Here is a 19,391-nt window from a genome sequence, read left to right as displayed (position 1 = left end):
GCACGGATGGGGGTGGAGTGGAATTAATACCCCCTAGGGGTATAACCTGTGCTTCAGTACGAGCCTGAACCAGTACAGCCCTCGAAGAGGAGACCGTCATGACCGCCGAGACGAAGACCGAACTCACCACCGTCTACCAGGTCAAGGGAATGACCTGCGGGCACTGCGAGGGCGCGGTCTCCAGTGAGATCTCCGAGATCGACGGCGTCTCCTCCGTCACGGCCGCGGCCGCCACCGGCCAGGTCACCGTCGTCTCGGCGGCCCCGCTCGACGAGGCCGCCGTCCGCGCGGCCGTCGACGAGGCCGGCTACGAGCTCGTCGGCCAGGTCTGACGCCCGGGGCGCCGGACCGGTGCCCCGATCACCCCACGGCATAACCCGGCAGGGCCGTACCGTTACGACGGTACGGCCCTGCTCCCCCATGGAACGGCACATGACCTCCAGCCCCGTCTCCCCCCTCACCACCGAGCTGACCATCGGCGGCATGACCTGCGCGTCCTGCGCGGCTCGCGTCGAGAAGAAGCTCAACCGCATGGACGGCGTCACCGCGACCGTCAACTACGCGACGGAGAAGGCGCGGATCGAGCACCCGCCGGAGGTCGAGGTCGCCGATCTGGTCGCCACGGTCGTGAAGACGGGGTACACCGCCGAGGTACCCCCGCCACCGGAGCCCGAGCCGGCGACGGACGCGGAGCCCGAGGGCGCGCGGGACGAGGACCCGGAGCTCGCCTCGCTCCGCCGGCGGCTGACCGTCTCCGCCCTTCTCTCCGCGCCCGTCGTCCTGCTCGCCATGGTGCCGTCCCTCCAGTTCGACAACTGGCAGTGGCTGTCCCTGACCCTCGCCGCCCCGGTCGTCGTCTGGGGCGGACTGCCCTTCCACCGCGCCACCTGGACGAACCTGCGGCACGGCGCCGCGACCATAGACACCCTCGTCTCGATCGGCACCCTGGCCGCCTTCGGCTGGTCGCTGTGGGCCCTCTTCCTCGGCGACGCCGGCATGACCGGGATGCGGCACGGCTTCGACCTCACCGTCGACCGCGCCGACGCCGCCTCCAGCATCTATCTGGAGGTCGCGGCCGGCGTCATCACCTTCATCCTGCTCGGCCGCTACCTGGAGGCCCGCGCCAAGCGGAAGGCGGGCTCCGCCCTCCGCGCCCTGATGGAGCTGGGCGCCAAGGACGTGGCGGTACTGCGGGGCGGCGCGGAGGTACGGATCCCGGTCGCCGCGCTCCGGGTCGGCGAGCTGTTCGTCGTACGGCCCGGGGAGAAGATCGCCACCGACGGCACCGTCGTCGAGGGCGCCTCCGCCGTCGACGCCGCCATGCTCACCGGCGAGTCCGTCCCGGTCGACGTCACGGCCGGCGACCCGGTGAGCGGCGGATGCGTGAACACCTCGGGCCGCCTGGTCGTCGAGGCGACCCGGGTCGGCGCCGACACCCAGCTCGCCCGGATGGCCAAGCTCGTCGAGGACGCCCAGAACGGCAAGGCCGAGGTCCAGCGCCTCGCCGACCGGGTCTCCGCCGTCTTCGTCCCGATCGTTCTCTTCATCGCCCTCGGAACCCTGCTGACCTGGCTGTTCGTGATCGAGGACACCACGGCCGCGTTCACCGCCACCGTCGCCGTACTGATCATCGCCTGCCCCTGCGCCCTGGGCCTCGCCACCCCGACCGCGCTCATGGTCGGCACCGGCCGCGGCGCCCAGCTCGGCATCCTCATCAAGGGCCCCGAGGTCCTGGAGTCCACCCACCGCGTCGACACCGTCGTCCTGGACAAGACCGGCACCGTCACCACCGGCCGGATGCGGCTCCAGAAGGTGTACGCGTACCCGAGCGAGGACGAGGCGGAGCTGCTGCGGCTCGCGGGCGCCCTGGAGCACGCCTCCGAGCACCCCGTCGCGCAGGCCGTCGCCGCCGGCGCCGCGGAGAGGCTCGACCGCCCCGTGACCGGACTCCCCACGCCCACGGCCTTCGAGAACGTGCCCGGCCTCGGGGTGCGCGGCACGGTCGAGGGCCACCGGGTCCTGGTCGGCCGCGCGGCCCTCCTGGAGGCCGAGGGCATCGACGTCCCCGGGGTGCCGGAGCCCGGCGCCGTCCAGATCGCCTGGGACGGCCGGGCCCGGGGAGCCGTCACGGTCGCCGACGCGGTCAAGGAGACCAGCGCGGAGGCCGTCGCCCGGCTGCGCGCCCTCGGCCTGACGCCGGTCCTGCTGACCGGCGACGGGCGCGCCGTCGCGGAGACGGTCGCGGCCGAGGTGGGCATCGACGCGGACCGGGTCTTCGCCGAGGTGCTTCCCGAGGAGAAGGCCGAAGCGATCCGGCGCCTCCAGGCCGAGGGCCGTACGGTCGCGATGGTCGGCGACGGCGTCAACGACGCGGCCGCGCTCGCCACCGCCGACCTGGGTCTGGCGATGGGCACCGGCACGGACGCCGCGATCGAGGCGAGCGACCTGACGCTCGTCCGGGGCGACCTGCGCGTGGCAGCGGACGCCATCCGGTTGTCCCGCCGGACCCTGGCGACGATCAAGGGAAACCTGGGTTGGGCCTTCGGCTACAACTGCGCCGCCCTCCCGCTCGCGGCGCTCGGACTCCTCAACCCCATGATCGCCGGTTTGGCCATGGCTTTTTCGTCCGTATTTGTCGTGACAAACAGCCTGCGACTTCGGAGGTTCACGTGAATTCACCTACACGTGACGCACAAGACCTTCACAAAGAGACCTAGATCACAGATATTTAGGGGTAACCATTCGGGCCGTTCGCGAGTCTAAGTGGGCGATGCCAAGAACGTCTTGGGGGACGTTCATGGGATGTCTTGGGGGACGTTCCAGGCAAGCGTTGGCCGGGGCACGTGCACCGGGGAGCTTTGAGCGGCCCTCCCGTACGTACGTACCCCGGCAGACCGCGTAGACCGCCCAGCTTCTGCTGAACCCGGCAGACGCCCGGCCCGGATCCCGTGGGGGGAATCCGCACCGGGGATATGGAAAGCGCCCCGCTCGCCGACCCGTGGGGGGATCGGCAGCGGGGCGCTTTTCGTTCAGCGCCTCGTGCGGCACCGCGCGGTGCCGCCTCGGGCGCCCTCGCGGCAGGTACCGCGCCGGGCGCCTCGTGACGAGGAAGTGTGTCAGCGACCCTCGACCGGGACGAAGTCGCGCAGGACCTCGCCGGTGTAGATCTGGCGCGGGCGGCCGATGCGGGAACCCGGCTCCTTGATCATCTCGTGCCACTGGGCGATCCAGCCCGGCAGACGGCCGAGCGCGAAGAGCACGGTGAACATCTCGGTCGGGAAGCCCATCGCGCGGTAGATCAGACCCGTGTAGAAGTCCACGTTCGGGTAGAGGTTGCGCGAGACGAAGTAGTCGTCGGAGAGCGCGTGCTCCTCCAGTTTGAGCGCGATGTCCAGCAGCTCGTCGGACTTGCCGAGGGCGGAGAGCACATCGTGCGCCGCGGCCTTGATGATCTTGGCGCGCGGGTCGAAGGACTTGTACACCCGGTGGCCGAAGCCCATCAGGCGGACGCCGTCCTCCTTGTTCTTCACCTTGTTGATGAAGGAGTCGACATCGCCACCGTTGGCCTGGATGCCCTCCAGCATCTCCAGGACCGACTGGTTGGCACCACCGTGCAGCGGACCCCACAGGGCCGAGATGCCGGCGGAGATCGAGGCGAACATGTTCGCCTGGCTCGAACCCACCAGACGCACGGTGGACGTCGAACAGTTCTGCTCGTGGTCCGCGTGCAGGATCAGCAGCTTGTCGAGGGCCGAGACCACGACCGGGTCGAGCTCGTACTCCTGGGCCGGGACCGAGAAGGTCATGCGCAGGAAGTTCTCGACGTACCCGAGGTCGTTGCGCGGGTAGACGAAGGGGTGACCGATCGACTTCTTGTACGCGTACGCGGCGATCGTCGGCAGCTTGGCGAGCAGCCGGATCGTCGAGAGGTGGCGCTGCTTCTCGTCGAACGGGTTGTGGCTGTCCTGGTAGAAGGTCGACAGCGCGGAGACCACCGAGGAGAGCATCGCCATCGGGTGGGCGTCCCGCGGGAAGCCGTCGAAGAAGCGCTTGACGTCCTCGTGCAGCAGCGTGTGCTGGGTGATCTCGTTCTTGAAGGTCGCCAGCTCGTCGACCTTGGGAAGCTCACCGTTGATCAGCAGGTACGCCACCTCCAGGAAGGTGGACCGCTCCGCCAGCTGCTCGATGGGGTAGCCGCGGTACCGCAGAATGCCCTGCTCGCCGTCGAGGTAGGTGATGGCGGATTTATAGGCGGCGGTGTTGCCGTATCCGCTGTCCAGGGTGACCAGACCGGTCTGGGCTCGGAGCTTCCCGATGTCGAAGCCCTTGTCACCGACGGTGCTCTCGACCACCGGGTAGGTGTATTCACCGTCCGCGTACCGCAGTACTACAGAGTTGTCGCTCACGTCATCCCTCACCGACGTAGTGCCTCTTCTTCGAGGTGCCCTGACTGTCTCTACCATCCCCCATTTGGCTCAGGAGAGTGCACTCGGGGTCGACCATTGGGCCATTTGGCGGCACTCAGTGCCGCCAACCTGCTCATCTTGCCCCCTTCGCCCCGTTCGGGGAAGTCCGGGGTCCTCTTTCACACGACTGCCGAGAGCCGGTGAGCCAGTGCGGTGAAGCGCCTGCCTGCGGAAACCGTACGGACGGCCTGCCCGATCGCCTTGCGCGAACCGACCAGGACGACGAGCTTCCGCGCCCGGGTGACCGCCGTGTAGAGCAGGTTCCGCTGGAGCATCATCCAGGCGCTGGTGGTGACGGGGATCACGACCGCCGGATACTCGCTGCCCTGCGAGCGGTGGATGGTGACGGCGTAGGCGTGGGCCAGTTCGTCCAGTTCGTCGAAGTCGTACGCCACCTCCTCGTCCTCGTCGGTCCGTACGGTCAGCCGCTGTTCGACGGTGTCGAGCGCGGTCACGACGCCGACCGTGCCGTTGAAGACACCGTTGGCGCCCTTGTCATAGTTGTTGCGGATCTGGGTGACCTTGTCCCCGACCCGGAAGACCCGGCCGCCGAACCGCTTCTCGGGGAGATCGGGGCGGGCCGGCGTGACGGCCTGCTGGAGCAGCCCGTTGAGCGCACCGGCGCCGGCCGGTCCCCGGTGCATGGGGGCGAGGACCTGGATGTCCCGGCGGGGGTCGAGCCCGAACTTGGCGGGAATCCGCCGTGCCGCGACCTCGACCGCGACCCGGGCGGCGTCCTCCGTCTCCTCCTCCACGAAGAGGAAGAAGTCCGGCAGGCCGGTGGTGACGGGCGGCATCCCGGCGTTGATGCGGTGGGCGTTGGTGACCACCCCCGACTGCTGCGCCTGGCGGAAGATGCGCGTCAACCGCACGGCCGGCACCGGGCTGCCGGGGGCCAGCAGGTCGCCGAGCACCTCGCCCGCGCCGACCGAGGGCAGCTGGTCCACGTCCCCGACGAGGAGGAGATGGGCACCGGGTGCCACGGCCTTCACGAGCTTGTTGGCGAGGAGGAGATCGAGCATGGACGCCTCGTCCACCACCACCAGATCGGCGTCCAGCGGGCGGTCCCTGTCGTAGGCCGCGTCCCCGCCCGGCTTGAGCTCCAGGAGCCGGTGCACCGTCGACGCCTCGGCACCGGTCAGCTCGGCCAGCCGCTTGGCCGCGCGCCCGGTCGGGGCGGCCAGGACGACCTTGGCCCGCTTGGCGCGGGCCAGCTCCACGATCGAGCGGACCGTGAACGACTTCCCGCACCCCGGACCACCCGTGAGCACGGCGACCTTGCGGGTCAGGGCGAGCCGCACGGCCTGCTCCTGCTCGGGCGCGAGGGAGGCCCCGGTCCGGTCCGCGAGCCAGGCCAGGGCCTTGTCCCAGGCCACGTCCTGGAATCCGGGCATCCGGTCCTCGGCGGCCTGCAGCAGCCGCTTCGTCTGACCGGCGAGGGAGAGCTCGGCACGGTGGAAGGGGATCAGGTACACGGCCGTCACGGGCAGCCCCTCGGGGCCCGGAACGGTCTCCCGCACCACCCCCTCGGGGTCCTGCGCCAGCTCGGCCAGACACTCGATGACGAGCCCGGTGTCGACCTGGAGCAGCTTCACCGCCTCGCGGATCAGCTGCTCCTCGGGGAGGAAGCAGTGCCCCTGGTCGGTGGACTGGGACAGGGCGTACTGCAACCCCGCCTTCACCCGGTCGGGACTGTCGTGCGGAATGCCGACGGACTGGGCGATCTTGTCCGCGGTGAGGAAGCCGATGCCCCACACGTCGGCCGCCAGCCGATAGGGCTGATTGCGGACGACGGAGATCGAGGCGTCCCCGTACTTCTTGTAGATCCGCACGGCGATGGAGGTGGAGACGCCCACTCCCTGGAGGAAGACCATCACCTCCTTGATCGCCTTCTGCTCCTCCCAGGCGGCCGTGATGTTCTTCGTCCGCTTGGGCCCCAGGCCGGGCACCTCGATCAGGCGCGCGGGGGTCTCCTCCAGGATGTCGAGGGTGTCCACACCGAAGTGCTGGGTGATGCGGTCGGCGAAGACGGGGCCGATGCCCTTGACGAGGCCGGAGCCGAGATAGCGGCGTATGCCCTGGATCGTCGCGGGCAGGACGGTCGTGTAGTTGTCGACCGTGAACTGTTTGCCGTACTGCGGATGCGACCCCCAACGGCCCTCCATCCGCAGCGACTCCCCCGGCTGCGCCCCGAGCAACGCCCCGACGACGGTGAGGAGATCCCCGGCGCCGCGCCCGGTGTCGACGCGGGCGACGGTGTAGCCGGTCTCCTCATTGGCATACGTGACCCGCTCGAGCACCCCCTCGACGACGGCCTGCCGCTGAGCCTGACTCCGCGCCTGGCTCTCACCCTGCCCCTGGTCCATGCTCCGAAGGTAGCGAACGGGTCGGACAGACGGGTGGGGTGATGCCGGGTCGGCATGCGGCGCCCGCCGCGTCGGACCCTGGCCCGTCCGGAGGGCAGCGGAGGCGGGGGGGGCACTGTGCACGAGAATTCGACGACGGTGGCGCAACGAACCCGGCCTCCGTCCACCACGGGCCCGGCTGGTGGGCGTACACCCTCGACGAGCGGTTCTCGGACGACCTGGGCGAGCAGATCGCGACGCTGACCGCTCGCCTCGGGCCGCTCCTCGGCGAGATCGAGGCGCTGACCGCCGCCGGCTGCTTCGCCCAGGTCTCGATCGCGGGAACGGTGCGGGCGAACGAGGTGCTGACCCTCTCGCCCGAGTCCGCCGAGCGCCTGGCGGCGCTCGGGCTGCCGGTCTCCTTCACGACGCTGCTGGAAGGCAACGCCGGTGCGGAGGACCCACTGGACTGGCTCGGCTGAGACACCGGGCCCGGGGCTCGCCCGAACCGGCCGGGCCGGGGCCACGGGAGCCTCGGGGAGCCGACCGGACCGGGACCTCGGGGAGCCCGCCGGCCGGGGCGACGCCGAGCCGACCGGACCGGGACCGCGGGGAGCCCGGCCGACCGGGGCGACGCCGAGCCGGCCGAGCCGGGGCCGCGCCGAGTCGGCCGGATCGAGGCACCGAGTGCCTCCAGGACTCAGCCGGCCCGGCCGGTGTGCTGCGCGAACCTCGCCACCGTCTCCTCCAGGACCTCCACCCCGTCCCGCGCCCACAGCTCGTCGTTGAAGAGTTCGACCTCGATCGGGCCCCCGTACCCCGCCTCCTCCACCAGGTCGCACCAGGCCGGCAGGTCGATCGCTCCGTCGCCGAGTTGGCCCCGGCCGTTGAGGACTCCCGCCGGGAGGGGGGTCGTCCAGTCGGCCAGTTGGAAGGCGTGGACGCGGCCCGCCGCGCCCGCCCTCGCCACCGCCGCGGGCGCCCGGTCGTCCCACCAGACGTGGTACGTGTCCACGACCACGCCCACCTGCGAGGACGGGAAGCGTTCCGCGATCTCCAGGGCCTGGTCCAGGGTGGAGACCGCGCAGCGGTCCGAGGCGTACATCGGGTGCAGCGGCTCGATCGCCAGCCGGACGCCCCGCTCCCCCGCGTACGGGGCGAGTTCGGCGATCGCGTCCGTGATCCGCGCGCGGGCGGCGGCCAGGTCGCGGCTGCCCGGGGCGAGGCCGCCGGAGACGAGGACCAGGGTCTCCGTGCCGAGCGTCGCCGCCTCGTCGATCGCCGCACGGTTGTCGTCCAGGGACTCCGCCGTCGTGAAGAAGCCGCCCCGGCAGAGGGACGTGACCGTCAGCCCGGCGTCGCGCACCAGCTTCGCCGCCGCGTCGAGGCCGTACTCCGCGACCGGCTCCCGCCACAGGCCCACCCCGGGCACGGAGAGCCGTACGCACTGCTCCACCAGCTCCGGCAGGGACAGCTGCCTCACCGTCATCTGGTTGATGCTGAAGCGGGAGAGCGGTTCGACCGTCACCGGCTCACTCCGTACACCGTCAGCAGGGACCTCATCCGGGACTCCGCCAGCTCCGGATCGGGGAACAGGCCGATCCCGTCCGCCAGTTCGTACGCCCGCGCCAGGTGCGGCAGCGAGCGCGCGGACTGCAGACCGCCGACCATCGTGAAGTGGTCCTGGTGGCCGGCCAGCCAGGCCAGGAGGACGACGCCCGTCTTGTAGAAGCGGGTCGGGGTCCGGAAGAGGTGGCGCGACAGCTCCACCGTCGGGTCCAGGACCTCCCTGAACCCCTTGACGTCGCCGGTGTCCAGGATCCGTACCGCCTCCGCCGCCAGCGGTCCCAGCGGGTCGAAGATGCCGAGCAGGGCGTGGCTGAAGCCCTGCTCGTCGCCCGCGATCAGCTCGGGGTAGTGGAAGTCGTCGCCCGTGTAGCAGCGGACGCCCTCGGGCAGGCGGCGGCGCAGGTCGACCTCGCGCCCCGCGTCGAGGAGGGAGACCTTGATGCCGTCGACCTTGTCGGGGTGGGCCGCGATGACCTCCAGGAAGGTGTCGGTCGCGGTGTCGAGGTCGGCCGAGCCCCAGTAGCCGTCGAGCGCCGGGTCGAACATCGGCCCCAACCAGTGCAGGATCACCGGTTCGCTCGCCTGCCGGAGGAGATGGCCGTACGTGTCGAGGTAGTCGTCCGCGCTCCGGGCGGCGCCCGCGAGGGCCCGCGAGGCCATGAGGACGGCCTGGGAGCCGGCCTCCTCCACGAGCGCAAGCTGCTCCTCGTACGCCGCGCGGACGGCCGCGAGGCCGGCGGGTCCGGTCAGCTGGTCGGTGCCCGCGCCGCAGGCGATGCGGCCGCCCACCGCCTTCGCCTCGGCGGCCGAGCGGCGGATCAGTTCGGCCGCGCCCGCCCAGTCCAGGCCCATCCCGCGCTGCGCGGTGTCCATGGCCTCCGCGACGCCGAGCCCCTGCGACCACAGATGGCGGCGGAAGGCGAGGGTGGCATCCCAGTCGACGGCGGCCGGGGTGTCGGGGGTGCTGTCGGCGTGCGGGTCGGCGACGACATGGGCGGCGGAGAAGACCGTACGGGAGGTCAGGGCGCCGCCCGTGGGGGCGAGGGGGCGCGCGGGGCGGGGGCGGTACTCCCGTACCCCGCCCGTGCCGTCGGGGAGGCGGATCACAGCGAGACCTCCGGGACCTCCAGGCGGCGCCCCTCGGCGGCCGACCTCAGGCCCAGCTCGGCGAGCTGTACCCCGCGCGCTCCCGCCAGCAGGTCCCACCGGTAGGGCTCGTCGAGGACCACGTGCCTGAGGAAGAGCTCCCACTGCGCCTTGAAGCCGTTGTCGAAGACGGCGTTGTCCGGGATCTCCTGCCACTGGTCGCGGAAGGACTCGGTCGCCGGGACGTCCGGGTTCCAGACCGGCTTCGGGGTGGCCGAGCGGTGCTGGACCCGGCAGTCGCGCAGGCCCGCGACGGCGGAGCCGTGGGTGCCGTCGACCTGGAACTCGACGAGTTCGTCGCGGTGGACCCGCACCGCCCAGGAGGAGTTGATCTGGGCGATGGCCCCGCCCTCCAGCTGGAAGATGCCGTACGCGGCGTCGTCGGCGGTCGCGGCGTACGGTTTGCCGTGCTCGTCCCAGCGCTGGGGTATGTGCGTGGCGACGTGCGCGGAGACGCTCGTGACCCGGCCGAAGAGCTCGTGGAGCACGTACTCCCAGTGCGGGAACATGTCGACGACGATGCCGCCGCCGTCCTCGGAGCGGTAGTTCCAGCTGGGGCGCTGGGCCTCCTGCCAGTCGCCCTCGAAGACCCAGTAGCCGAACTCCCCTCGCACGGAGAGGATCTCGCCGAAGAAGCCGCCGTCGATGAGGCGCTTCAGCTTGAGCAGGCCCGGCAGGAAGATCTTGTCCTGGACGACTCCGTGCTTCACGCCCTTCTCGGTGGCGAGCCGGGCGAGCTCCAGGGCGCCGGCCAGGTCTCCGGCCGTCGGCTTCTCGGTGTAGACGTGCTTGCCGGCGGCGACGGCCTTGCGGATGGCCTCGACGCGTGCGGACGTGACCTGGGCGTCGAAGTAGATCTCCATCGAGTCGTCGGCGAGTACGGCGTCGAGGTCGGTGGACCACTCGGTGAGGCCGTGCCGCTCGGCGAGCGCGCGCAGGGCGGGCTCGCGGCGGCCGACGAGGACGGGCTCGGGCCAGAGGATCTCGCCGTCGCCCAGGTCGAGGCCGCCCTGCTCGCGCAGGGCGAGGATCGAGCGGACGAGGTGCTGGCGGTGGCCCATGCGTCCGGTGACACCGTTCATGGCGATTCGGACTGTCCTGCGTGTCACGAAGGTCCCTCCACACTCACGGAAGAAAGCGCTTTCTACGACGGGAGACGCTAGCCTGCCGACAACACGCCGGACAAGGGGTCCGGTCGACTTCCCCGACTCTCCCCGGAGGTACGCGATGACCGTCACGCTGGCGGATGTGGCCGCGCGTGCCCAGGTCTCCCCCGCGACCGTCTCCCGCGTCCTGAACGGCAACTACCCCGTCGCCGCCTCGACTCGGGAGCGGGTGCTGCGGGCGGTCGACGAGTTGGACTACGTGCTGAACGGGCCCGCGAGCTCGCTCGCCGCCGCCACCTCCGACCTGGTCGGGATCCTCGTCAACGACATCGCCGACCCCTTCTTCGGGATCATGGCCGGTGCGGCGCAGAGCGCCATCGGGGAGGGCGCGTCGGGGCGGGCGGGCGGCGAGAAGCTGGCCGTCGTGTGCAACACGGGCGGCTCCCCCGAGCGCGAGCTCACCTACCTCACCCTGCTCCAGCGCCAGCGCGCCGCCGCCGTCATCCTCACCGGCGGGTCCCTGGAGGACCCGGAGCACATGGCGGCGGTGGCGGCGAAGCTGTCACGGCTGACGGACGCGGGGACGCGGGTCGTGCTGTGCGGGCGGCCGCCGGTGGCGGGCGACGCGAGCGTGGCGGCGCTGACCTTCGACAACCGGGCGGGGGCCCGGCGGCTCACGGAACATCTGCTGACGCTCGGACACCGGCGGATCGGCTACGTGGCGGGGCCGGCGGACCGGACGACGACCCGGCACCGGCTGGAGGGGCACCGCGAGGCGCTGGCGGGGGCGGGGCTGCCGGAGGGACCGGTCGTGCACGGGTCGTACGACCGGGGCTCCGGCTACGACGCCACGCTGGAACTCCTGCGCCGGGAGCCGTCGTTGACCGCGGTCGTGGCGGCGAACGACACGGTCGCGCTGGGCGCGTGCGCGGCGCTGCGGGACCGGGGGCTGCGCATTCCCGAGGACGTCTCGGTGGCGGGCTTCGACGACCTGCCGTTCTCGGTCGACGCGGTCCCGGCGCTGACGACCGTACGGCTGCCGCTCCACGACGCGGGTGCGCGGGCGGGCCGGTTCGCGATGGGTACGGAGGAGGCCCCACCGGGCGGCGTGGCGACGGTCCCGGCGGAACTCCTGGTACGCGACTCGACGGCGCCGCCCCGGGGCTGACGGGGGCGACCGTGGCCCGGCCCGCCCGGCCCGCCCCCGCCGTCCCGGGCCATCTTGGGCCGTCTTGGGCCGTCTTGGGCCGTCCCGAGCCGTCCCGAGCCGCCCTTCGGCAGGGCGCCCGGGTCCGAACCGGGCCCCGCTGATCCGCGGGCCCGCGCTGAGCCGCAGGCCCGAGCGGAGCCGCGGCCCGAGCGGCGCTACGCCGTGCTCGCGTGCGCGGCCAGTCCCGTCGCCGCCAGGACCGCGTCCACCGTCTCCCGCACCGTCAGCGCCGCGTTGTCGATCCAGGTCCCGGCGTCCGGGAGCTCCTCGCGCATCGCCTCGTCCAGTGGCGCCCAGTTGGTCGTGAGGCGCTTGTCGCGGGCGTTGTTGCGCTCCCACGCCGTGTCCGGGCCGGGGGCGAGGAGGACGACGTGGAGCGGGCCCGTCCGCACCGAGGCGCGGTAGAAGTCGAGGTGACTGCGGCGGACGACCACGTCGTCGACGACCGGCAGGAAGCCGGCCGTGGTGAAACTGTCCGCCAGCAGGCAGGCGTTGCGGGCGCGCAGGAAGATCTGGCGGTCGGCCTCGGGGTCGTGGTCCATCGTCGGCCACCGGCCCCCGCTGACGATGAGCTCCTGGAGCGCGTCGACCTCGATGTGCGCGGCCCGCGCGAACCGGGCGGCGAGGGCGGCCGCCACAGTCGACTTGCCGCTGCCGGGGATGCCGCTCAGCAGCAGTACTCCGGGGGCGGGTTCGCGGTCGACGGGTACCAGATCCATGACATCGAACCCTAGGTCGTGTCGTGCCGGTCGGGCGACGACGAGGCGCGGCCGCCCGCCGCGACGGGATCGGGACCGCTCCCCCGTGCCGGTCCCGGCCCCACCGCCCCTCCTGGCTCGATCGTCCTCCCCGCCCCTCCTGGCTCGATCGTCCTCCCCGCCCTCGCCGTCCGCCCCGGCGCGAGGGAGGTCAGGGCCACGCCGCCGACCAGGAGGGCCGCCGCGCACCAACGGAGGGGGCTGATGCCCTCGTCGAGGAAGAGGGCGGCCGAGGACATGCCGAAGACCGGGACCAGGAGGGAGAACGGGGCCACGGACGAGGCCGGGTACCGGCGCAGGAGGAGTCCCCAGGCGCCGAAGCCGAAGACGGTGGTGATCCAGGCGACGTAGACGATGACGCCGACGCCGGTCGGGTCGAGCCCGCGGAGCGCTTCCAGGTCGCGCTCCGGCCCTTCCAGGAGGAGGGAGAGGGCGAGCAGCGGCAGGACGGGCACGGCGCTGACCCAGACCATGAAGTTGAGGGCGTCGGGCGGGGATGCCTTGCGGGTCAGGACGTTGGAGACGCCCCAGCAGGCCGCCGCCGCGATGCAGAGCGCGAAGCCGGCGAGCGGGCCCGAGCCGCCCTCGTCGAGCGCGGCGACGCCGATGCCGGCGAGGGCGACCGCCATGCCCGTGATCTTCAGGCCGCCGGGGCGTTCGCCGAGCGCGACGAAGGCGAAGAGGGCCGTGAAGACGGCCTGGACCTGGAGGATCAGGGAGGCGAGCCCGGCCGGGGCGCCCAGGTCCATCCCGGTGAAGAGGAGGCCGAACTTGGCGACGCCCAGGACGAGTCCGACGGCCACGATCCACTTCCAGGCGACCTTGGGGCGGCCGACGAGGAAGACGGCGGGCAGGGCGGCGGCGAGGAAGCGCAGGGCGGAGAAGAGCAGCGGCGGGAAGTGGTCGAGACCGATCTCGATGACGACGAAGTTGACTCCCCAGACGGCGGCGACGAGCGCGGCCAGGGCGATGTGGGCGGGACGCATGGCGTCGAGCATCACCCCCGGCGATCGTGTAGCACCAGCGAATTCTCCTTCATGGTTGGATGAAGCAACGCTTCATCCACCCGCCCGCCCGGAAGGGGCGCTCTCCCATGCTGGATCTCGGACGCCTGCGCGCCCTCCACGCCGTCGCCGTGCACGGAAGCGTGGGCGCCGCGGCCGCCTCTCTCGGCTTCACGCCCTCCGCGGTCTCCCAGCAGATCGCGAAGCTGGAGCGGGAGACCCGGACGACCCTTCTCGAACGCCAGGGCCGCGGTGTGCGGCTCACCGACGAGGCACGCCAGCTCGCCGGCACGGCGGAGAAGCTGCTGTCGATCGTCGAGGAGGCGGAGGTGCGGCTCGAAGAGCGGCGCGGACTGCCCGCGGGCCGGCTGTCGATCGGCTGTTTCGCGAGCGCCGCGCGCGGCCTGATGCCGCGGGCGCTCGCCGAACTGGCGGTCCGTCACCCCGCGCTCGACGCCCGTCTCACCGAGGTGGACCCGCATGTCTCGATCGACCTCGTCGCCCGGGGCATGATCGACCTCGCCGTGGCCCACGACTGGGACATCGCGCCGCTGCCGACCCCGCCGGGCGTCGAGCAGGCGGTGATCGGCGACGACCTGTGCGACGTCCTCGTGCCGCGGGGGCATCCGCTCGCGGCGCGAGCGACCGTACGGCGCGAGGAGCTGGCGGACGAGCGGTGGATCACGCAGCCGCCGGGGACGGTGTGCCACGACTGGCTGATCCAGACCTTGCGGGCCACGGGGTACGAGCCGCACGTGGTCCACCAGGCGGAGGAGAACCACACGCAGGTCGCCCTGGTCGCCGCGGGGCTCGGGATCGCGATGGTGCCGCGGCTCGGCCGGGGGGCGCTGCCGCCCGAGGTCACCCCGGTCCGGCTGGACCCGATGCCGAGGCGACGGCTGCATGCCCTGTGGCGTGCGGGCGCCGCCCGCCGTCCGGCGATCAGGGAGACGGTCCGCATGCTCCAGGAGCTGTGGCCCCGGGTCGCGTCGTCGACGGGGTGACAGAGCGGCACAAGCGCCCCATCCACCCCACCCGCACCGTCGCCGTGTTCGCCGACCCGTGCCACTGATTCCTGCTCAGGTCCTTGACCTGGCAGTTACTTTCGGGCTATCCGTGACTCCTGGAAGTTTCCTTCAACCTTGCACGGCCGGAAGGAGCATCAGTGCACCACCGCGCCACCTCCAGACGCACCCTCCTCACCGTCACCGCCGCCGCGGCGGCCGCAGCCGTCACCGGTGTGACCACCCCGACCGCCCTGGCCGACTCGGCCGGTCCCGCCTCCGACGACCGGAGCCTGAGGCGGCTCATCTCCCGCATGTCGCTGGAGGAGAAGGTCGGCCAGCTCTTCGTCATGCGGGTGTACGGCCACTCCGCCACCGCCCCCGACCAGGCCGACATCGACCTCAACCTGGCCGAGATCGGCGTCCGCACCGCCGCCGAACTCGTCGAGAAGTACCACGTCGGCGGCATCATCTACTTCTCCTGGGCGCACAACACCCGCGACCCGCACCAGATCGCCGAGCTCTCCAACGGCATCCAGCGCGCGGGCCTCGCCCAGCCCACGCCCCTCCCCCTGCTGATCTCCACCGACCAGGAGCACGGCATCGTCTGCCGGGTCGGCAAGCCGGCCACCCTGATGCCCGGCGCCATGGCACTCGGCGCCGGGGGCTCGCACTCCGACGCCCGCGAGGCCGCGCAGATCGCGGGCGCCGAGCTGGCCGCCGTCGGCATCCGGCAGAACTACGCTCCGGTCGCGGACGTCAACGTCAACCCCGCCAACCCCGTCATCGGCATCCGCTCCTTCGGCTCCGATCCGCAGGCCGTCGCCGGTCTCGTCGCAGCCCAGGTGAAGGGCTACCAGCGGGCCGGGGTCGCGGCGACCTCCAAGCACTTCCCCGGCCACGGCGACACGGCCGTCGACAGCCACTACGGGCTGCCGACCATCACGCACACCCGGGAGCAGTGGGCCGAGCTCGACGCCCCGCCGTTCCGGTCCGCGATCGCCGCCGGCATCGACTCGATCATGACGGCGCACATCGTCGTACCCTCCCTCGACCCGAGCGAGGACCCGGCGACCCTCTCCCGCCCGATCCTCACCGGCATCCTGCGTGAGCAGCTCGGTTACGACGGCGTGGTGGTGACGGACTCCCTCGGCATGGAGGGGGTACGGACGAAGTACGGCGACGATCGTGTGCCGGTGCTCGCCCTCAAGGCCGGTGTCGACCAGCTGCTCAACCCGCCGAAGCTGGACATCGCCTGGAACGCGGTGCTCCAGGCCGTCAAGAGCGGCGAGCTGACCGAGGCCCGGCTCGACGAATCGATCCTGCGGATCCTGCGCCTGAAGGCGGGACTGGGGCTCTTCCACAAGCCCTTCGTCACCTCCGCGGGAGTGGACCGCACGGTCGGCACCGCCGCCCACCTCGCGCAGGCCGACCGGATCGCGGAGGAGACCACGACCCTGCTCCTCAACGAGGGCGCTCTCCTCCCCGTCAGCCGGCGCAGCCACGGCAACGTGCTGGTCGTGGGAGCGGATCCGGCCTCACCGTCCGGCACGACCGGTCCACCGACCACGACCCTCGCCACCGCCTTCGTCGAGCTGGGCTTCTCCGCGACGGCGTTGTCGACCGGGATCACCCCGACGGCGGCGAAGATCGACGAGGCGGTGGCGGCGGCGGCCGGCAGGGACGTCGTCGTCGTGGCCACGTACAACGTCTCGGCGACCAGTCCGCAGCGCACGCTGGTCTCCCGGCTCGTCGCCACCGGTGTGCCGGTCGTGACGGTCGCGATCCGCAATCCGTACGACATCGCCGGGCTGACCGGGCAGCGGGCGACCCTCGCCACCTACTCCTGGACGGATGTCGAACTGCGGGCCGCGGTCCGGGTGATCACGGGCCACGCCCGGCCGAAGGGGCGTCTGCCCGTCCCCGTCCAGCGCGCGGACGATCCGTCGAAGGTGCTGTACCCGGTCGGCCACGGCCTGTCCTACGCGAAACGTAACTGAGGACGCAGACCCCCCGTTCTTCCTGGCGTGCGCCCGCTCCGGCGCGCCACGCTGGACGCGGAGATCGGGGGGTCTTTTCATGCGCGCTCTGAGGAGCGGGTGGGGGCTGTTCGGGGGACTGACGCTCGGGGTGCTCCTCGGGGTGTCGCTCTCGGTGCTGCTCTTCACGGTCGCCGGCTGTCGGCGGCCGGCGGACCCGGGGACGCCGGGCCCGGTCACGTACACGAGCTCGCCCGTCGGCCACGGGGCGGTGTTCCTGGGGCCCGGGGACTGCTCCACCCGTGGCCCGGTGTACCGCGAGGTGCCGTGCACGAGCGAGAAGGCGGCGGCGCGGGTGACGACCCGGTACGAGGGGCAGGCGCCGGGGGCGTCCGCCGGAGCGATGTGCCCGGCCACCACCGACTTCGTCCTGCACGTCTCGGACAACCGGTCGGCGGCCGACGAGGACGGCGACGGCGCGGTGCCTCGGGGGTACGCCTGCATACGCAATCTGGAGCCGCCGCATCCGGGCGATCCGGGCCGGGGCGGCGGGCCTCGCACGGTCGTCGGGGACTGCGTCTCCGCCTCCCGCGAGGGACAGGTGAAGGAGACGGCCTGCGACGGTTCCGGCGAGCGCCCGCCCGTCTACCGGGTCGCCTCGGCGGTCACGAGCCGCGACCGCTGTCCGCCGTCGACGGCGCTCTTCGTGTCGCTGGGCGGGGAAAGCCCGGTGGGCTGCGCCCGGCGGCTGTGACACCACCGGGCGCGGCCCGCACTCACGCGCGGCTCGGGTGGAGAGCGACGCGAACGGCCGGGTCACGGCCCCGGGCGCCCTCCGCACGGCTCACGGCCGAATGCCGTGCTCCCGGCTCAGCTCCTCCTCCGCCGGCTTGTCCAGGCGGGCGTCGTAGCGGGCCAGCGGCTGCGCGGCGGCCGCCGCCGGGGCCTCGACCCCGGCCCAGGCGAGGATGCGCGCCGTGGCCTTGGCGCGCTCGGCCTCGACGAGGCCCGCGACCTGGGCACCGTGGTTGGCGCCGGGGGCGGTGTAGACGTAGCTGTCACGGGCGCCCTTGCCGAGGCGGAACGGCTCCGCTCCCCACGGGTCGTTGCCGCCGTAGACGAACATCATCCGGTTCGCGTTCTTGCGGACCCAGTCGTCCACGTCCCGCATGGCCGACGGCTTGAACGTCGTCGGGATCTCACTCGGCACGAAGCTCCGCGCCGGCTGGTAGCCGTAGCGGCTCAGGCCCTTCAGGTGCGGCAGCTTGATGCTGGGCGAGCCGAGCTCGGTCGCGGCCTGGTAGTAGTACGGCGTGTACGGGTCGAGGCCCTGGTCGGTGTAGAAGGACCAGCCGGAGTAGGCGTCGATGGTCTCGTAGACCTCGTCGTCGCTGGCGGCCTTGGCGTCCGGGATCGAACCGCAGACGTCCTCGCCGTAGTACTGCCAGAAGCCCCAGACGAAGTCGAGGACGACGGCCTCGTACGCCTTGTCGAGGGAGCCGACGGTGTTGAAGGTGGCGCCCTCGGTGGCGGCCCACTCCTTGTACTTCTTCTGCAGCGGCGCGCGGCGGATCAGCGCCTCGCGCTGCATCGCGTTGAGCCGGTCGCGGCACTCCTTGGTCCCGACGGTCTCGAAGAACCGGTCGTAGGCCGAGTCCTCCTTGTTGACCACGTCGTTCGGCGCCACGTAGGCGACGACGCCGTCCATGTCGCGCGGGTAGAAGCGCTCGTAGTAGGTGGCCGTCATGCCGCCCTTGGAGGCGCCGGTGGAGAGCCACTTCTGCCCGTAGATCTTCTTCAGGGCGGTGAAGATGCGGTGCTGGTCGCTCGCGGCCTGCCAGATGTCCAGCTTGGTCCAGTCGGCGGGCTGCGGCCGGGACGGGGTGAAGAACCGGTACTCCATGGAGACCTGGTTGCCGTCGATGATCCGGGTGGGCTCGCGACGGCTGGGGGTGGTGCTCAGCCCGTAACCGCTGGTGTGGAAGACGGTCGGGCGGTCGGTGTCCTTGTGGAGGAGGGACAGCCGCTGCTTGAACGTGCCCTTCCACGGACGGTGGTGGTCGATCGGCTGGGTGTACTCGAGGACGAAGAAGCGGTAGCCGGCGTACGGCTTCTCCTCGATGAGGCTCATCCCGGGGATCGCCAGGATGCGGTCCTTGATGTCCGTACCGACGGCACTCTCGGCGACGGACGGGCTGCCGGTGGCCGACTCGGCGGCGGTAGCCGCACCGGTCGCACCGACGGTGCCTATGAGCACCGTGAGCGACGTCAGCCAGATCAGCGACTTGCGCATTCACCCTCCCCTTGATTCACAACGGTGTCGCGAACCTAGCGGGGGCAACGTGGGTGCCGCCAGACCCAGTTGGCCCTTACCTGTGTGACGGATGAGGTTTCAGCAGAGGACCCATCCGGTCGACCCGCTCCGGCCGGCGACGGTACCGGTGGCCCGGACGCAGCGGTTGAGGGCGTGCACGGTGACGGGACCGGCCTGCCGCGTGAAGTTCCCCCGGTCGACGGCGGGCCGTCCGCCGCGGGGCTGGAGGGAGACGGACATGGCGCGGCGCGGACCGGGGACCTTGGCGACGGCGAGGGCGCAGACGTACTGCCGGCTGCGGTAGAGCCGCAGCTCCCCGGTGGCGAAGCCGACGGTCTTGGTGGGCCGGCCGCTGCACAGCGACCCCGCGGCGGCGGACGCGGTACCCGGCGCGGCGAGGGTGAGGGCGCCCACGGCGAGCAGCACCGCCAGCAGATGTCCGAGCAGTCGCGTACCGCGTGCCGTCCCTCTGGTCCCACCGAACACCGGA

The 19,391-nt window shown here is 71.9% G+C and carries 16 protein-coding genes; 7 read left to right on the top strand and 9 right to left on the bottom strand.

All coding sequences use genetic code 11. From position 1 onward, the window contains the following. Nucleotides 1–98: 98 nt before the first annotated feature. Nucleotides 99–332: a cation transporter gene (locus AB0D99_RS06690; protein WP_362357631.1), complete on the top strand. Its 234-nt coding sequence runs from the start codon at nucleotides 99–101 to the stop codon at nucleotides 330–332. Nucleotides 333–432: 100 nt separating this feature from the next. Then, nucleotides 433–2,673, top strand: coding sequence for a heavy metal translocating P-type ATPase (locus AB0D99_RS06685; RefSeq protein ID WP_362357629.1), 2,241 nt, complete (start codon nucleotides 433–435; stop codon nucleotides 2,671–2,673). Between the two features lie 443 nt (nucleotides 2,674–3,116). Here the strand turns inward: AB0D99_RS06685 and AB0D99_RS06680 are convergent, their stop codons facing one another. Beyond that, nucleotides 3,117–4,406: a citrate synthase gene (locus AB0D99_RS06680; protein ID WP_352190558.1), complete on the bottom strand. Its 1,290-nt coding sequence runs from the start codon at nucleotides 4,404–4,406 to the stop codon at nucleotides 3,117–3,119. A gap of 179 nt (nucleotides 4,407–4,585) precedes the next feature. Then, nucleotides 4,586–6,832, bottom strand: coding sequence for an ATP-dependent RecD-like DNA helicase (locus AB0D99_RS06675; RefSeq protein ID WP_362357626.1), 2,247 nt, complete (start codon nucleotides 6,830–6,832; stop codon nucleotides 4,586–4,588). 41 nt (nucleotides 6,833–6,873) lie between these two features. Here AB0D99_RS06675 and AB0D99_RS06670 point away from each other — a divergent pair, with 41 nt between their 5' ends. Then, entirely contained in the window at nucleotides 6,874–7,293 is a 420-nt protein-coding gene (locus tag AB0D99_RS06670) for a DUF4279 domain-containing protein (protein ID WP_362357624.1), read from the top strand. Between the two features lie 218 nt (nucleotides 7,294–7,511). Here AB0D99_RS06670 and AB0D99_RS06665 read toward each other — a convergent pair whose 3' ends face one another. From AB0D99_RS06665 to AB0D99_RS06655, 3 genes are read right to left on the bottom strand one after another with little or no spacing between them, the layout of a single operon-like run. Further along, entirely contained in the window at nucleotides 7,512–8,300 is a 789-nt protein-coding gene (locus tag AB0D99_RS06665; protein WP_362357713.1) for a sugar phosphate isomerase/epimerase family protein, read from the bottom strand. Nucleotides 8,301–8,335: 35 nt separating this feature from the next. Further along, entirely contained in the window at nucleotides 8,336–9,487 is a 1,152-nt protein-coding gene (locus AB0D99_RS06660) for a dihydrodipicolinate synthase family protein (RefSeq protein ID WP_362357623.1), read from the bottom strand. Further along, the gene (locus AB0D99_RS06655; RefSeq protein ID WP_362357620.1) at nucleotides 9,484–10,635 is read right to left on the bottom strand and encodes a Gfo/Idh/MocA family oxidoreductase; all 1,152 of its coding nucleotides are present in this window, start codon (nucleotides 10,633–10,635) and stop codon (nucleotides 9,484–9,486) included. Before AB0D99_RS06655 ends, AB0D99_RS06660 begins: the two co-directional genes overlap by 4 nt. 118 nt (nucleotides 10,636–10,753) lie before the next feature. Here AB0D99_RS06655 and AB0D99_RS06650 point away from each other — a divergent pair, with 118 nt between their 5' ends. After that, complete coding sequence (locus AB0D99_RS06650; protein WP_362357618.1) at nucleotides 10,754–11,800, top strand: LacI family DNA-binding transcriptional regulator; 1,047 nt, start codon at nucleotides 10,754–10,756, stop codon at nucleotides 11,798–11,800. Nucleotides 11,801–11,997: 197 nt separating this feature from the next. Here the strand turns inward: AB0D99_RS06650 and AB0D99_RS06645 are convergent, their stop codons facing one another. Next, nucleotides 11,998–12,561 carry an AAA family ATPase gene (locus AB0D99_RS06645; protein WP_362357616.1) on the bottom strand — a complete coding sequence of 188 codons (564 nt, stop codon included), beginning with the start codon at nucleotides 12,559–12,561 and terminating at the stop codon, nucleotides 11,998–12,000. Nucleotides 12,562–12,572: 11 nt separating this feature from the next. Then, complete coding sequence (locus tag AB0D99_RS06640) at nucleotides 12,573–13,586, bottom strand: EamA family transporter (protein ID WP_362357614.1); 1,014 nt, start codon at nucleotides 13,584–13,586, stop codon at nucleotides 12,573–12,575. A gap of 107 nt (nucleotides 13,587–13,693) precedes the next feature. Between AB0D99_RS06640 and AB0D99_RS06635 the strand changes: the two genes are divergently transcribed. The 3 genes from AB0D99_RS06635 (at nucleotide 13,694) to AB0D99_RS06625 (ending at nucleotide 17,341) form a co-directional block, all read left to right on the top strand. Beyond that, nucleotides 13,694–14,608, top strand: a complete 915-nt coding sequence (locus AB0D99_RS06635) for a LysR family transcriptional regulator (RefSeq protein WP_362357612.1) — start codon at nucleotides 13,694–13,696, stop codon at nucleotides 14,606–14,608. Nucleotides 14,609–14,769: 161 nt separating this feature from the next. Beyond that, nucleotides 14,770–16,608 (top strand): glycoside hydrolase family 3 protein, encoded by a 1,839-nt coding sequence (locus tag AB0D99_RS06630; protein WP_362357610.1) that lies wholly within the window; start codon nucleotides 14,770–14,772, stop codon nucleotides 16,606–16,608. Between the two features lie 79 nt (nucleotides 16,609–16,687). Then, a complete protein-coding gene (locus AB0D99_RS06625) occupies nucleotides 16,688–17,341 on the top strand; it encodes a hypothetical protein (RefSeq protein ID WP_362357608.1) in 654 nt (217 codons plus the stop codon). A 90-nt stretch (nucleotides 17,342–17,431) separates the two neighbouring features. Here the strand turns inward: AB0D99_RS06625 and AB0D99_RS06620 are convergent, their stop codons facing one another. After that, nucleotides 17,432–18,880 carry an aminopeptidase gene (locus AB0D99_RS06620; protein WP_362357606.1) on the bottom strand — a complete coding sequence of 483 codons (1,449 nt, stop codon included), beginning with the start codon at nucleotides 18,878–18,880 and terminating at the stop codon, nucleotides 17,432–17,434. A 99-nt stretch (nucleotides 18,881–18,979) separates the two neighbouring features. Then, on the bottom strand, nucleotides 18,980–19,387 hold the full coding sequence (locus tag AB0D99_RS06615; RefSeq protein ID WP_362357604.1) for a hypothetical protein: 408 nt from the start codon (nucleotides 19,385–19,387) through the stop codon (nucleotides 18,980–18,982). Nucleotides 19,388–19,391 lie beyond the last annotated feature (4 nt).

This window comes from Streptomyces sp. NPDC047971, assembly GCF_040653355.1.
Lineage (GTDB): Bacteria > Actinomycetota > Actinomycetes > Streptomycetales > Streptomycetaceae > Streptomyces.
Note: the sequence above shows the minus strand (reverse complement) of the source record. Positions and strands in the feature narration are given on the sequence as shown.

Bases quoted from the DNA above. Each gene is read 5' to 3' on its own strand.
- AB0D99_RS06690 (WP_362357631.1), top strand. From the start codon at position 99: ATGACCGCCGAGACGAAGACCGAACTCACCACCGTCTACCAGGTCAAG.
- AB0D99_RS06685 (WP_362357629.1), top strand. From the start codon at position 433: ATGACCTCCAGCCCCGTCTCCCCCCTCACCACCGAGCTGACCATCGGC.
- AB0D99_RS06675 (WP_362357626.1), bottom strand. From the start codon at position 6,832: ATGGACCAGGGGCAGGGTGAGAGCCAGGCGCGGAGTCAGGCTCAGCGG.
- AB0D99_RS06670 (WP_362357624.1), top strand. From the start codon at position 6,874: ATGCCGGGTCGGCATGCGGCGCCCGCCGCGTCGGACCCTGGCCCGTCC.
- AB0D99_RS06665 (WP_362357713.1), bottom strand. From the start codon at position 8,300: ATGACGGTGAGGCAGCTGTCCCTGCCGGAGCTGGTGGAGCAGTGCGTA.
- AB0D99_RS06650 (WP_362357618.1), top strand. From the start codon at position 10,754: ATGACCGTCACGCTGGCGGATGTGGCCGCGCGTGCCCAGGTCTCCCCC.
- AB0D99_RS06645 (WP_362357616.1), bottom strand. From the start codon at position 12,561: ATGGATCTGGTACCCGTCGACCGCGAACCCGCCCCCGGAGTACTGCTG.
- AB0D99_RS06640 (WP_362357614.1), bottom strand. From the start codon at position 13,586: ATGCGTCCCGCCCACATCGCCCTGGCCGCGCTCGTCGCCGCCGTCTGG.
- AB0D99_RS06635 (WP_362357612.1), top strand. From the start codon at position 13,694: ATGCTGGATCTCGGACGCCTGCGCGCCCTCCACGCCGTCGCCGTGCAC.
- AB0D99_RS06625 (WP_362357608.1), top strand. From the start codon at position 16,688: ATGCGCGCTCTGAGGAGCGGGTGGGGGCTGTTCGGGGGACTGACGCTC.
- AB0D99_RS06620 (WP_362357606.1), bottom strand. From the start codon at position 18,880: ATGCGCAAGTCGCTGATCTGGCTGACGTCGCTCACGGTGCTCATAGGC.